The sequence below is a fragment of the Kribbella italica genome (genome assembly GCF_014205135.1).
In the GTDB taxonomy this organism is placed as follows: domain Bacteria; phylum Actinomycetota; class Actinomycetes; order Propionibacteriales; family Kribbellaceae; genus Kribbella; species Kribbella italica.
In genome coordinates this window covers 199,514-212,277 of record NZ_JACHMY010000001.1, presented here as the reverse complement: position 1 = coordinate 212,277, position 12,764 = coordinate 199,514, and the positions used below count along the sequence as shown (strand labels likewise).

The window sequence follows — 12,764 nt, the reverse complement described above, 5'->3', positions numbered from 1 at the left end:
TCCTCAGTTATCACGACGACCCCGCCGACCTGTTTGGTCGGCGGGGTCGATCGTTTCCACCGCATGCAGCAGACTGTCTCGGTGGCTTCCCCTGATCCCGCCCTTGCTGGTGCAGCTGCAGTTGCTCTCACCGGACTGGCCGAGGCGTACCGCCCTCGCCCGGTCACTCCCCTGATGCCCTGGCGCTATCCGCACCGCCTGGTCAAGCCGTACGTCGTGACGTCTCGCGGCCGCTCCTGGGACGACGAGATGGTCGCCACCGCCCGCGCCACCGCGACCCGGCAGCTCGAGTTCGACGACGCGATGGGCGGCCTGGGCCTCGGTGTCGTCGTCCTGCACCTGTTCGACGAAGGCATCTCGCTGGTCGTGCAGACCTGGTCCAAGGACTTCCGGTCCCGCCTCAGCCTCTTCAGCGGTCTCGCCGTCGACGATCTCCGCCCCGCTCCGACCGGAGTGGCACCGACCGTGTGGGAGCTCGAGGTGCTCACCCACGAGCGCTCGTCGTACGTGCACCACATCCTCAACGCCGAGGTCGACATCGAGGCCTGGCTCGACGACGCCCTCGACACCCGCCCGGCGCCGAAGCTCGACGGCATCCCGTCGGGCACCTAGCTCGAGCAGATCGCCCGGTCCAGCAGCGTCCGGGCCGCGTTGTCCTGCGCGAACACGACGTCGATCGAGTCGTACAGCTGCGTCGACATCGACACCACGGCGCTGCGCCGCCCGTCACCGGTGACGGCAAGCCGGGTCCGGTAGCCGATCTGGTCCCCGCTCGGGATCCACACCGTGCCACCGCACGCCAGGTCGCGCGAGAAGATCCCGAGCCCGTAGCGCGCGCCCGGCCAGAGCTCGGCCGCGCTCCCCCCGACCGCGATGGTCCGGGTCATCTCCCGCAGCTGCGCCGGTCGCAGCAGCCGCCCGCCGAACAACGCCCGCTGGAACGTGTCCAGGTCCGCGATCGTCGAGATGTACCCACCAGAGGCGTCCGCGTCGACCAGCTCGGTCGTGTCGATGTACGGCTCCCCCGCGGCGAACCTGGTGTACCCGTGGGCGTGCGGGTCGGCGATCCGCGCGGCCGACCCCGGCCAGTACGTGTGCCGCAGCCCCAGCGGCCGTACGATCCGCCGCTCGACCTCGTCGTACCAGCGCCGCCCGGTGACCGCCTTGATCACCAGCCCGACCAGGTTGTAGCCGGTGTTGGAGTACTGCCAGCCCGTCCCGGGCGCGAAGTCCGGCGCATGGCTCAGCCCTGCTTGGACCAACTCCTCCTCGGTCCGTACGTCGTACCGCCGCTCGTAGTACTGCTCGGCTGTGTCGATGCCAGGGAAGTTGCCGTCGTAAATGCCGGCGGTGTGCTGCAGCAGCTGCCGCACAGTGATCAGCCGGCCGTCGTTGCCGTGGCCGCGAACGTAGCCCGGCAGCCACCTCTCCACCGTGTCGTCCAGCCCCATCCGCCCTTCGCCGACCAGTTGCAGCACCACCGTCGCGACGAGGGTCTTGTTGGTGCTGCCGATCCGGAAGTACCCGTCGGCCCGCGGCCGGGCCGGCCTGTCCAGCGTCGCGACCCCGCTGACAGCCGTCCGGGAGTGCCCGGACGGCGAGGTGGCGCGGGCCAGGACGCCGGTGACGCCGACGGCGGTGATGCGGTCTGCGTCACGCTGCAGGTCGTTCGGCCGGGTCGCGACGGCTGGTGTCACCTGCACTACGGAAAGTGTCAGTACCACGGTCAGGAACTTCTTCAGCAGCACGGTATTTCCTTCGATTTCGGTGAATGTGTTTCCAGCAGCCTGGTGATCGAAGGAATTCAGCGCCATCGCCTGAAAACCCGGACAGTGGTAGCGCGTGCGCTACCGGTGACGCTCAAACGATTGTTTGTCGGCAGACTGTCGCGGACCGGTTCCGGACCGCGATCACCTGTCAGGAAAGGAGATTTCTGGCACCTGAGGAGTACTCACTTACCGGCGGGTTCAGGCTTAAGCTGAACCGGAAAATCCGACGGAAAGGACTTGGGGAGGACCTTTGCCGTGACATCCCTGGACCACCGGAATCCGCCCACCGACCTCTGGTCGGGTCCGGCTGCCGATCTGGCCGCTGCCGCGGGTGCGTCGTTCGCGCCCGCAGAAGCTGCCGAACCCGCCCAACCTGAACCAGTTCAGCACCCGCCGACCGACCGGATCGCTCCGGCGCCGTTCGACGAACTGATCGACACCGAGCCGTCGCGGCACGTCGCCGCGGCGCACGCGACGTCGTACGGGGTGGAGCACCTTCCGGACGACTACGCGTACTACCCGCCGGCCGACGGCACCCACAGCGCCCCCGGCCGGGCGAACCGGGACACCCGGGTCGGCCCCGCCGCCGACCGTCGTACGGCGGCTGCCGCTGCTCGCGAGCACGCACCCGCCACCGCGACCGGCTCGTCCGGGAACCGCGGCGACAACGGCAAGGGCCGTCGCGGCAACGGCGGCAAGGGCGGGCGGCCGAAGCGCTCGCACGCCGCCATCGGTGCGGCCGTCGTCGCCGGTACGGCGATCGTCGGCGTGGTCGCGTTCATCCTCAGCAACGGCAGCTCACCGGAGCCCCAGGCGGGCGGCAGCACCGACTCCGGCCGGGACGCCGCCGCCGTCGCGCCCACGAAGCCGTCGAACCCGCCGGCCCCGGCCGCACCCGGTACGGCGAAGGCGGACCGCAAGCCCGCCGTGGCCAAGCCTTCGACGGTGAAGACGACCGCCGCCAGCAAGACGCCGGACACCGGCGCGGAGTCGCCGAAGTTCCGCAAGGGCCAGTGGATCGCCGTGCTCGACACCTACCCGACCGACGCGGGCATGGCCTCCGACCAGGCCGCCAAGGGACTCGCCGCCCAGCTGATCGCCGCCGGCGTCCCGGCGCGGGCCATGCTGGCCGACGGCCAGTACCCCGGCCTCGTGGATGGCGGGCAGCCGACCACGGCCACCTGGATCGTCTACCTCGGCCCGGCGTCGTCGTCGCTCAACGCGATGAACGCGTGCATCTCGCCGAAGGTCCAGAAGGTGTACCAGAACAACGCGTGCCCGACGTACGAGCCCGCGACAGCGCTCGACTAACTCTGCAGGCCCGGGTCGGTCGCGAGCCGGGCGTGCAGGTGCGAGTCGTGCCGCTTGCCGGAGGGCTCGACGTAGTAGTCGCGCATCACGCCCTCCAACTGGAAGCCGGCGGCCGTGGCGACGCGGCAGGAGCCCTCGTTGACCAGGGCGTGGTCCAGGGAGATCCGGTGCAGCCCTAGGCCGCCGGCGAATCCCCACTGACTCACCGCGTCCAGCGCCCGTGCACCCACCCGACGGCCGCGAGCCGCGGGCGTCACCCAGTACGCCGCCAGCGCCTGGTCGGGAATCCGGTGCACGTCCCGCAGCGTCACCGCGCCGAGCAACTCTCCACTCGTGAGGTCGTCGATGGCGAACACCGCGTTGCCGAGCGTCCACGCGCGCACCCGCGGCTCCAGCCACGCCTTGGCGCGCTGGGCCGCCGGGAGCGCGATGACGGCGTTGCCGGCCGTCCAGCGCAGGATGCCCGGGTCCGCCAAGGCGACGGCGACCGCCGGCTCGTCGGACAGCCTGAGCGGTCGCAGCAGCAGGTCGCCGGCCTGGATCTCGGTCGGCTCGAGACGCGTCGGACTCACCACATCTTTCTACCGGAGGAGGGCCTCGGCGGCAGGTGAATTACTGCTGGTGCGGCTCGTTGGCGTGCAGCATCGGCGCCTGGTGCGCGTGGTCGCCGAGCTGCTGTACGCCGGTCACCAGGCCACCGGTCAGGTCGCCGGTGGCGAACGACGTCTGCATGGTCAGCGCGGCCAGTCCGGCCGAGTGGTCCGACAGCTGCCGCTTGGCGGTGGCACCGGTGACGATCTCCAGCCGGCGGCCGGCCGGGTCGACGTACACCAGCACGGTGCGGTCGGGGTCGGGCAGCTCGTTCAGCAGCTCGAGGGCGAACGGCCGGGTCTCGGAGTCGGCGCCGCCGACGTACACCGAGAAGTGCAGGCCGGACGCCGCCTCGGCGTGCCGGACCGCGCGCTCGAGGTCGAGCAGCTGGTCGTGGGTGAAAGCGTCACCAGCTGGCACTTGCGCCTCCGGTCGAACGGGCGACGCCACTCGCGGCGGTCGCGGTCGGGGTGCTGCCGGCGGGGAGCTGGGGCAGGTTGGCCGGGTCCGGCTTGGTCGCCACCGGGCCGTTGATCCACACCGGCGGGGCCCACCAGGACAGTCCCGGGCGGTACCGCGGACCCTGCGCGATCGAGGACGCGAAGACCAGCAGCGCGATCACCGCGATGACCAGCGCCGGGATGCCGACGAACACCAGCAGGGTGTGGCCGGAGAGCTGAGTTGTCACGGCTCGAAGCCTAGGCCATCACGATCGTCAGGCGGTGACCGGCTCCGGCTGCACGCAATACAGCCGGAGCCGGGTTCAGGGGGTCAGCAGCCGCCGCAGTTGTGGTAGGTGATGTCCCAGTGGTTGCCCTCGTTGGCGTACACGTTGCCGGCGCCGGACTGCCACTGCGGAGCGCCGTCGCCACGGTTGGCGATCCGGGTGAAGGTGCCCTTGACGTAGCCGTCGACGCAGCCGCTGACGGCGACGTCGACCTTGTACCCGTTGTAGTGGCTGTAGGTGCCGCCGGCATGACCGACCTCGGTGCCGCCGGTGACCCGGACCGCGCAGCCGCTGGCCTGCTTGAGGGTGATCGTGCCCTGCACGGTCGCCAGGTTGATCTGGTCGAACGACGTACAGGTCGGATTCGTGCGGCTCGAGCAGCCGCCGCTGGACGACCAGGTGACGCCGGCGGCGCTGAACCGGCTGGTGGCCTGGCTGTGGGTGAGCTTGGTGACGGCGGCGGCCTGCTGGACGGCGACGACACCGGGCGTCAGCCCGGCGACGAGGGCGACCGCGGTCACCAGCACACGGCGTACGGAGGTTTTCATGGGGACACTCCTTGAAACAGCGGGGCGGTCAGTTTCAAGGAGTGCCTTGCCCAGGAAAGTTAGTTACCAAACGCCGTCCGTCAGAACGTGACGTCGGAGCACTGGTAGAACGCGTTCGTGGTGTCGGCGATGGTCCAGACGGCGAGGATCATGTGCCGGCCGGACCGGTTCGGCAGCTGCCCGGAGTGCGAGACCTGGAAGCCCGGCCGGGCGCCGTTGAACGGGACGGTCAGGAAGGGCGTCAGCTCCAGCGCCGACCGGGTCAGCGGGGCGTTCTGGTCCCAGCCCTGCTTGGTCACGTAGTACTTGAAGTCGGTCGTCGCGTGGGCCGCGGTCAGCGTCCAGTTGAACGTGTAGAGCGAACCGGAGTTGAGCTGGGTCGCCGGCCAGGCTCCACCCCGCTGGTCGTTCAGCTGGTCGAAGGCGCCGATGCCGGCCGAGCAGAGCTTGCCGTCGGCGGGACCGCCGCCCGGGAAGCCCTTGGGTCCTTCGGTGCTCTGCGGCTCCCACTGGATGTTGCCGCAGTTCTGGGCCGCGCCGCTCGCGCAGTGCTTGGCCCGGCTGGTCGGGGACGTGGTGTAGCCGTGGCCGTACGCCGTGGGCGCGGCGATCAGGCCGGTCAGTGCCAGCGCACCGATCGCGATCCCGGCGAGGGTTCTTCTGCGTGCTCGCATGCGAGGACTTCCTTTCCGTCAAGGGGGGCGGTACGGAAAGGACAATAGATAGCAACCTTTCAATTCTATTGTCAACAGCTCGTGAGCGTCACCTGACAGATAGTTATCTCAGGACGCCGACCAGGCGGCGCAGGCGCGTGTTGTTGGGCAGGTCCTCGATCAGCACCGGCATCCCGTCCGGCCCGCCCAGCGGGATCCGCCAGTTCGGGTACTCGTCGGTGGTGCCCGGCTGGTTCTGGGTCCTGCGCTCGCCGACCGCGTCGGCCAGGGCGACGCCGATCAGCTTGGCCGGCGTGTGCGCGACGTACCGGTGCAGCGCCTCGACGATCCGCTCGACCTCTCCCTCGTGGCCGGACAACAGGTGCCGCTCGCGGAGTGCCGCGAGCCAGGCGTCGCGGTCGGCCTCGTCAACAGCGAGCTCCTCGGCCACCGGGCGAGTCAGCAGGCCCAGCCGGTCTCGCAGCTCGACGTGGTCACCGGCGAGGTAGCCGGCCGTCGGCGGCAGGTCGTGCGTCGTCACGGTGGCCAGGCACAGCTCGCGCCACCGCTCCGGGGCCAGCGGCTTGCCGTCGGCGTCCCGCTCGAACCAGAGCACCGACGTACCGAGTACGCCGCGCTCGGTGAGGTAGTCGCGGACCCACGGCTCGACCGTGCCGAGGTCCTCCCCCACGACGATGACACCAGCGCGGGCGGCCTCCAGGACGAGGATGCCGATCAGCGCTTCGTGGTCGTAGCGCACGTAGGTGCCCTGCGTCGGGCTCTCCTCCGAGGTCACCCACCAGAGCCGGAACATGCCGAGGATGTGGTCGATCCGCAGCCCGCCGGCGTGCCGCAGCTGGGCCCGGACGAGCTCACGCCAGGCGGCGTACCCGGTCTCGGCCAGTGCGTCCGGGCGCCAGGGCGGCTGCGACCAGTCCTGCCCCTGCTGGTTGAACGCGTCCGGCGGCGCACCGACGTGGATGCCTGCCGCGAGCACCCGCTGCAGCGCCCAGGCGTCGGCACCGTCCGGGTGCACCCCGACGGCAAGGTCGTGGACGACACCCAGCTGCATGCCCGCGTTCTTGGCCCGGGCCTGGGTCCGGGCCAGCTGCTCGTCGAGCTGCCACTGCAACCAGCAGTGGAACTCCACCGCGTCCGGATTGTCGTTGCGGAAGGCAACAACTGCCGGGCCGGCCGGGTCGCGCAGCTCCTCGGGCCACTTGCTCCACTCCGGTCCGTGCACGTCGGCGATCGCGGCCCAGGTGGCGAAGTCGATCAGGCCGTGGCCCTCGCGGTCGCAGTACGCGCCGTACTCGGCGATCCGGCCGATCGACGGACGGACGCCGAACAGCAGCTGCAGCGCCTCCCGCTTGGCGGCCCAGACGGTGTCCCGGTCGAGCCAGTCGACGTCCTCGTTCAGCGCGCGGCTCTGGAGCCCCAGCGTGCGCACGCGATCGCGCTCGGCCGGCGCGAGGTCGCCGTACTCGTCGATGTCCTCGATCCGCAGGTAGATCGGGTTCGCGAACCGGCGCGAGGCCGGCAGGTACGGCGAAGGCTCCATCCGGCCGGCGGTCTCGGCGGCGTGCAGCGGGTTGATCAGGACGAACCCGGCCCCCAGGTCACCGGCCGACCAGGCCGCGAGGTCGGCCAGGTCGTGCAGGTCACCGATCCCCCACGACCGGCGCGAGCGCACCGAGTAGAGCTGCAGCACCCAGCCCCACGTACGGTCCAGCTGCTGCGGCTCGAGGCGCGGCGGCGTGACGATCACCGTGCCGGTGAAGACCTCCGGGCTGCTGCCGATGCGCGCGCAGAGCCGGTGGTAGCCGAGCGGAAGGTCTCCCGGCAGCTGGAACGTCGCCTCACCGATCTGTACGCCGTCCACCCACTCCGGCTCGACCCACTTCTCCTGCTGCGGGATGTCGCGACGCTGGCCGCCGTCCTCCAGGTCGACCCACACCTCGACCGTCGTACCGTGCGGCACGTGCAGGGGGAACCAGGGAGTCCAGCCCTCGCGCATCACCACAGTGGCGGGCAGTACTCGACGCCAGCGGGTCAGCTGGTACTCGTCGAGAGCCTCGGCGGCCTTGGCCGGCGTCGACGCGTCCACCCCGAGTGCGGCGAGCACAGCCGACACCACCTCGGTGGAGACCTGCACATGTCTGCCCTGCCAGTCCCAGTACTCCGTCGCAACGCCGTGGGCTACCGCTAGCTCGACAAGGGCTGGGGTGGGAGCAGTCACGCGTGCGAGTCTGCCGTATGACCGGCCCCTGAGCAGAACGCAGCGCGCCGCAGAAGATGGTCAAGCTCGTGGATCGACCTGTGCCACCAGACGCCGGATGCCTTTACGCTGCCGGTGGTAGAGCGACAGGCGGGGGCCTGTGTCGCCGGAGGGACAGGCTATGGAGATCACACGGCGTACGGCGCTGGGCTGGATCGGCGCACTGACAGTAGGTGCGGCGGCTACCGGCTGTCGTGGAGCCGACGCGGCGGACGGGACGGCGGAACCGGCGGGCAACGTCAACCTGACCGACTGGGTCGCCGACCGCGGCAACAAGTACCTGATCGCGCACCGCGGCATCGGCGACCTGTTCCCCGAGCACAGCATCGAGTCGTACCAGGCGGCGTTCGACGCAGGCGCCCAGGCGCTGGAGATCAGCGTCGGCATGACGTCCGACAACGTGCTGGTCTGCCTGCACGACCAGAGTCTGGACCGGACCACCAATCTGGCCGGCCTGCTCAGCCGCATCAGTTACGCCGACCTGCAGAAGGGCTGGATCGACGTGGCCCGGCTGGGCCCGTACTGGCAGAGCACGAAGGCCCGGGTGCCGCTGTTCGAGGAGGTGCTCAAGCGGTTCGGTGGCCGGGTGATCCTCTGCGTGGAGGCCAAGGACGGCCGGGCGCACGCGCCGATGATGTCGATGATCGCCAAGCACCGGCTCGAGACGTCGGTGATGCTGAAGACGTACTTCAAGAGCAAGCGGATCACCGAGGCCAAGCGCCAGGGCCTCGGGGTGTTCGCGTACTACACGACCCCGGCCGAGATGACCATCGAGTCGGTGCAGACCGTCGCCAGCCTGCTGTCGCCGCGCAGCGACGCGATCGTCGTACCGAACTCCGGCCCGGGCGGCTACCTGGCCGCTGAACTGGTGGACAACGCCGTGGCGACCGGCATGCCGATCTGGCCCTACCCGCTGCACCGCCGGTCCGACCTGACCCACTACACCGCGCTGGGCATGGCTGGAGCGGTCACCTCGAACATCACCTACCTGCTGGGCAAGTCCGAGATCGGTGTGGCCGACCAGTGGGCCCGCGGCATCGCCGTAGCGGGTGAGCTGACCAGAGACCCGTACGACGACCGCTTCGCGCTGCAGTGGGGGCTGGGCGGGTCGATCCGCCTGGCCGCGAGCAAGGCGCAGCACTTCCTCACGCTCGGCAACCTCGGGCCGATCACCGTACCGACGTACTCGATCGAGTTCGAGGCGTCGTACGACGTGCTGCCGAAGGACCCGGCGGCCAACCTCACGCTGGCGTTCGGGCACAGCGACGACCGGTACTACGAGCACCGGCAGGGCTTGTCCAACGGGTACCACGCGATCATGCAGCGCGACGGCGAGGTCGGCCTCTACCAGCACGAGGCGGGTAAGCCGGCGGGCACACTGCTCGGCTCGGAGGTGACGGCCGAGCCGGTCCGCGGGCGGTGGATGAAGTTCCGGCTGGAGGTGACGCCGACCCGGCTGACCTGGAGCCGGCTGGACCGCCCGGCGCGGATCACCGTGGAGGACAACGCGTTCCGCGGCGGCTACCTGCACCTGGGCCGCGGTTCGCTCGACGGGACGCTGTCGCTGCGCGGCCTGAAGGTCACACGAGGCTGACCGCGTCCTGAGCGCATCCCCAGCCCAGGGTGATGCCGCTGCCGCCGTGGCCGTAGTTGTGCACGACCGGTACGCCGTCGACCAGCTGCTCGTCCCGCTCCAGCCGCACCTCGGGCCGGCCCGGGCGTAGGCCGACCAGCGCCTCGATCACCTCGGCGTCGGCCAGTGCGGGGACCAGGTCGGTGCAGCGCGCGACGATCGAGGCGGTGGTCGCGTCATCGACGGCGGTGTCCCAGCTGCCCTGGTCCAGCGTGCCGCCGAGGATGCAGTCGTCCGTGCGCGGATGGATGTACGCCCGCCCGGCCGGGTGGTGCTCGTCGCGGACGGACAGGGTGAGGCCGGGGTTGCGCACCCGGACGATCTGACCGCGGATCGGGTACGTCGTACTGTCACCGACCAGCTGTCCGGCGGCCAGACCGGCGCAGTTGACGATCACGTCCGGGGACAGGTCGAGCAGGTCGGTGAGCGCGGCGACTCGGCGTACGAGGTGCTGACCGCCGGTGTCGAGGTAGCGCTGGTGCAGGCGTGGCAGGTAGGTCGGCATCTCGACCAGGGGTACGGCGAAGCGCAGTCCGTGGGTGTAGCCGGGTGGGAGCTCGTCCGGCCTTGCCGGTCTGACCTCACCGACTGCGTCGGCCCAGGGCTGAGGGCCGGGCTCTTCGCGGTAGACCACGAGGGACTCCCGCATCACCACGCCCGGCACGCCGCGCTCTGCCTCGTCTGCGAGCACGTCGTACGTCGTACTGCCCCAAGAGGCGACCTTGTCAGCCGGTCCGGCCGAGGTGGGGAACCAGACTGCCGCTGCCAGGTGGGAGGTGGTCGCCTCGGTGGCGTCAGCGCTCACCACGACGACGTCGTCGCCGCGCTCACGCAGCAGGAGCGCAGTGGACAGACCGCTGACGCCTGCACCCAGTACGACGACTCTCACGCGGTCCGCCGCTGGCGACGAGACAGCACGAGTACGGCGACCAGCAGGCCGGCGCTGGCGACGACCAGCCCGATCGCCACGCCGGCCACGTTGTCGGTGAGCTGGTAGAGCGCGGTCGGCCAGATCACCAGCAGGATCGAGCACCCGACCACCGCGTACGACGACGCGTGCACCCGGCCGTACGCGACCAGCAGCGCGGCCGGCCCCGCCGTACCGACGGCCAGCGCCATCACCTCGCCGCGCTCCTGGATCAGCCAGCAGATGGACGAGCTGAACATCGCCGCACCGGCCAGGGACCACGACGTCACCTGGTCGCGGACCAGACCGACCATGGCCAGCACGAAGGCGACCAGGATGAACCCGGTGCCGGCGATGCCCGCGGTGTTGGTGTGCACGCTGTCCGCTGGCGTCAGCACGTCGGAGGTGATCACCAGCACCCCGACGGCGAGGATGCCGAACATCGCCACCAGCAGCGACGAGCCCCGCAACCACCAGACGCCGACCACGACCAGCGCCAGGGCGACAGCGACACCGACGATCCGGCCGGTGTCGCCCTCGATCGCGACGTACGTGGCGAAGCCGGCGACACAGCAGCCGAGTGAGGCCAGTGCGGAGCTCAGCTGCTCGCGGCGGCGGAACAGGGCGAGCACCACCGCGGCGGCGAGCAGGAGGACGGCCGCACTCGTGCCGGTGGTGATGCGGGCCGCGCGACCCATCTCGCCCCAGTTGGCCACGGTGAGAAGGGCCACAGCCCCCAAGAGCAAGGCGCCACCGATGTAGCCGAGCACCTCCATCAGCGCCGAGCTGTGCGGCGGAGTCGGCCGGGGCTGCTTCGGCGCGGGTGTCTCGGCCGTTTTGGTCGCTCCGGACGCTTCGGGCGCACTGTCCGCATCGGCCGCGTCACGGAGGGCGTCCGCCTGGTACTGCCGCAGCACTCCGGCGCTCACCAAGCGCTTGAGCTCGTCATCCAGCCTGCTCGGCATAGACCGTCTTTCCTCCATGACGTTGGTTCGTGAGTTCAGGCGGTGGTCACTACAGTAGGGCGGCGAGATGCCTATTCTGCTCAGCTACCCCGTGTCCCTGCTCAGTCACCCCCTGCTTTCACTGCCTGAACAGTTCCCGACCTTCTTCCGCCGCGGCAACGACGGCAAGCTCGAAGTGACGGATCAGATCGTCATGGTCCCGGCCCGGATCGTCGGCCTGGTGCTGGCGTTCTTCGTGCTGCGCTGGCTGCTGCACAAGGCGATCCGGCGGTTCGCCCGGCGGACCGGGAACGGCGCCGTGGCCGGCGTCCTGGCCAAGTCCAAGCGCGGTCAGGAGTTCGTCGAGAACAACGTCCTGTTCACCGAGCGTCGCGCCCAGCGCGCCGAGACGATCGCGTCGCTGCTGTGCAGCGCGGTGACGATCGTGCTGACCGCCGTCACGGTGGTGATGGTGCTCGCGGAGCTCGGCTTCAACATCCTGCCGGTGGTCGCGTCGGCCTCCATCATCGGCGTCGCGCTCGGCTTCGGCGCCCAGACGCTGGTCAAGGACTTCCTGGCCGGCATCTTCATGATCTTTGAGGACCAGTACGGCGTCGGCGACCTGATCGACATGGAGAAGGCCACCGGCGTGGTCGAGGCGGTCGGCCTCCGCGTCACCCGCCTGCGCGGCGAGGACGGCACGATCTGGTACGTCCGCAACGGCGAGGTCCTGCGGATCGGCAACCTCACCAACCGCGACCCCAACGCCGGCCCGTCGGGCGTCGGCTCCGCCGCGGAAAAAGAAGAGGAGCAACACGTCGTGGACGCTCCCACCGAACAACCCGCCGCGGCCACGACGTCCGACGCCACCGCCCGCCCCACCGGGGGCCACACCCCACCCGACTGACCAGCAGCAGCAACAACGAACGGCGCCGGTCCCCTCAGGGAACCGGCGCCGTTCGTTCGTACTCAGGCCGTGAAGGTGACATCCAGGGTGATCGTGGTGCCGGTCAGGGCCTGGGAGACCGGGCAGTTCTTCTTGGCCTCTTCGGCGAACTCGGCGAACTGCTCGGCGGTCAGGCCGGGGACCTTGCCGTTGACCGAGAGCTTGATGCCGGTGATGCCCTCACCCGGCTGGAAGGTGACGTCGGCGGTGGTGTCGATCGACTCCGGCGCGTTGCCGGCGCCGGCCAGCGCGTGCGACAGCGCCATCGAGAAGCAGGTCGAGTGCGCGGCCGCGATCAGCTCCTCCGGGCTGGTCTTGCCGTTCGCCTCGTTGGCCCGCGACGCCCAGGACACGTCGTACGTGCCGATCCCGGACGACTCGAGGGCGACCTGACCGGCCCCCTCCATCAGCGAGCCTTCCCAGTGGGCCTTGGCAGTGCGAACTGTTGCCATGCTCG

At 70.3% G+C, this 12,764-nt stretch carries 14 protein-coding genes; 4 read left to right on the top strand and 10 right to left on the bottom strand.

Annotated elements, in window-relative coordinates:
• The first annotated feature begins 81 nt into the window (after nucleotides 1-81).
• Nucleotides 82-612: a hypothetical protein gene (locus tag HDA39_RS01220; protein ID WP_337925586.1), complete on the top strand. Its 531-nt coding sequence runs from the start codon at nucleotides 82-84 to the stop codon at nucleotides 610-612.
• Here the strand turns inward: HDA39_RS01220 and HDA39_RS01215 are convergent.
• Nucleotides 609-1,748 carry a serine hydrolase domain-containing protein gene (locus tag HDA39_RS01215; RefSeq protein ID WP_337925585.1) on the bottom strand — a complete coding sequence of 380 codons (1,140 nt, stop codon included), beginning with the start codon at nucleotides 1,746-1,748 and terminating at the stop codon, nucleotides 609-611. The genes HDA39_RS01220 and HDA39_RS01215 overlap by 4 nt on opposite strands.
• 276 nt (nucleotides 1,749-2,024) lie before the next feature.
• Between HDA39_RS01215 and HDA39_RS01210 the strand changes: the two genes are divergently transcribed.
• Complete coding sequence (locus tag HDA39_RS01210; protein WP_184793391.1) at nucleotides 2,025-3,080, top strand: hypothetical protein; 1,056 nt, start codon at nucleotides 2,025-2,027, stop codon at nucleotides 3,078-3,080.
• On the opposite strand, the gene HDA39_RS01205 is transcribed toward HDA39_RS01210, so the two are convergent.
• The 6 genes from HDA39_RS01205 to malQ all read right to left on the bottom strand — a co-directional run bounded on the left by HDA39_RS01205 (nucleotide 3,077) and on the right by malQ (nucleotide 7,838).
• The gene (locus HDA39_RS01205; protein WP_337925584.1) at nucleotides 3,077-3,652 is read right to left on the bottom strand and encodes a GNAT family N-acetyltransferase; all 576 of its coding nucleotides are present in this window, start codon (nucleotides 3,650-3,652) and stop codon (nucleotides 3,077-3,079) included. The two genes, HDA39_RS01210 and HDA39_RS01205, sit on opposite strands and share 4 nt — an antisense overlap.
• Nucleotides 3,653-3,692: 40 nt before the next feature.
• Nucleotides 3,693-4,091 carry a DUF5130 family protein gene (locus HDA39_RS01200; RefSeq protein WP_337925583.1) on the bottom strand — a complete coding sequence of 133 codons (399 nt, stop codon included), beginning with the start codon at nucleotides 4,089-4,091 and terminating at the stop codon, nucleotides 3,693-3,695.
• Nucleotides 4,078-4,359 (bottom strand): aa3-type cytochrome oxidase subunit CtaJ, encoded by a 282-nt coding sequence (gene ctaJ / locus HDA39_RS01195; protein ID WP_184793388.1) that lies wholly within the window; start codon nucleotides 4,357-4,359, stop codon nucleotides 4,078-4,080. Before ctaJ ends, HDA39_RS01200 begins: the two co-directional genes overlap by 14 nt.
• Nucleotides 4,360-4,442: 83 nt before the next feature.
• Nucleotides 4,443-4,946: a hypothetical protein gene (locus HDA39_RS01190; RefSeq protein ID WP_184793387.1), complete on the bottom strand. Its 504-nt coding sequence runs from the start codon at nucleotides 4,944-4,946 to the stop codon at nucleotides 4,443-4,445.
• A gap of 80 nt (nucleotides 4,947-5,026) precedes the next feature.
• On the bottom strand, nucleotides 5,027-5,620 hold the full coding sequence (locus HDA39_RS01185) for a lytic polysaccharide monooxygenase auxiliary activity family 9 protein (protein ID WP_184793386.1): 594 nt from the start codon (nucleotides 5,618-5,620) through the stop codon (nucleotides 5,027-5,029).
• Nucleotides 5,621-5,723: 103 nt separating this feature from the next.
• Nucleotides 5,724-7,838: a 4-alpha-glucanotransferase gene (gene malQ / locus HDA39_RS01180; RefSeq protein WP_184793385.1), complete on the bottom strand. Its 2,115-nt coding sequence runs from the start codon at nucleotides 7,836-7,838 to the stop codon at nucleotides 5,724-5,726.
• Between the two features lie 160 nt (nucleotides 7,839-7,998).
• On the opposite strand from malQ, the gene HDA39_RS01175 reads away from it, so the two are divergent.
• The gene (locus HDA39_RS01175) at nucleotides 7,999-9,471 is read left to right on the top strand and encodes a glycerophosphodiester phosphodiesterase (protein ID WP_184793384.1); all 1,473 of its coding nucleotides are present in this window, start codon (nucleotides 7,999-8,001) and stop codon (nucleotides 9,469-9,471) included.
• On the opposite strand, the gene HDA39_RS01170 is transcribed toward HDA39_RS01175, so the two are convergent.
• Nucleotides 9,458-10,399, bottom strand: a complete 942-nt coding sequence (locus HDA39_RS01170) for an FAD-dependent oxidoreductase (RefSeq protein ID WP_184793383.1) — start codon at nucleotides 10,397-10,399, stop codon at nucleotides 9,458-9,460. The genes HDA39_RS01175 and HDA39_RS01170 overlap by 14 nt on opposite strands.
• Nucleotides 10,396-11,382 carry a DUF2157 domain-containing protein gene (locus HDA39_RS01165; protein WP_184793382.1) on the bottom strand — a complete coding sequence of 329 codons (987 nt, stop codon included), beginning with the start codon at nucleotides 11,380-11,382 and terminating at the stop codon, nucleotides 10,396-10,398. Before HDA39_RS01165 ends, HDA39_RS01170 begins: the two co-directional genes overlap by 4 nt.
• A 67-nt stretch (nucleotides 11,383-11,449) precedes the next feature.
• On the opposite strand from HDA39_RS01165, the gene HDA39_RS01160 reads away from it, so the two are divergent.
• Entirely contained in the window at nucleotides 11,450-12,268 is an 819-nt protein-coding gene (locus HDA39_RS01160) for a mechanosensitive ion channel family protein (RefSeq protein ID WP_238355951.1), read from the top strand.
• Between the two features lie 62 nt (nucleotides 12,269-12,330).
• Here HDA39_RS01160 and HDA39_RS01155 read toward each other — a convergent pair whose 3' ends face one another.
• Entirely contained in the window at nucleotides 12,331-12,759 is a 429-nt protein-coding gene (locus HDA39_RS01155; RefSeq protein WP_184793381.1) for an OsmC family protein, read from the bottom strand.
• Between the last annotated feature and the right edge of the window lie 5 nt (nucleotides 12,760-12,764).

Coding starts and splice junctions, on each gene's coding strand:
- HDA39_RS01160 (WP_238355951.1), top strand. CDS start 11,450: ATGCCTATTCTGCTCAGCTACCCCGTGTCCCTGCTCAGTCACCCCCTG.
- HDA39_RS01155 (WP_184793381.1), bottom strand. CDS start 12,759: ATGGCAACAGTTCGCACTGCCAAGGCCCACTGGGAAGGCTCGCTGATG.
- HDA39_RS01185 (WP_184793386.1), bottom strand. CDS start 5,620: ATGCGAGCACGCAGAAGAACCCTCGCCGGGATCGCGATCGGTGCGCTG.
- HDA39_RS01190 (WP_184793387.1), bottom strand. CDS start 4,946: ATGAAAACCTCCGTACGCCGTGTGCTGGTGACCGCGGTCGCCCTCGTC.
- HDA39_RS01175 (WP_184793384.1), top strand. CDS start 7,999: ATGGAGATCACACGGCGTACGGCGCTGGGCTGGATCGGCGCACTGACA.
- HDA39_RS01165 (WP_184793382.1), bottom strand. CDS start 11,382: ATGCCGAGCAGGCTGGATGACGAGCTCAAGCGCTTGGTGAGCGCCGGA.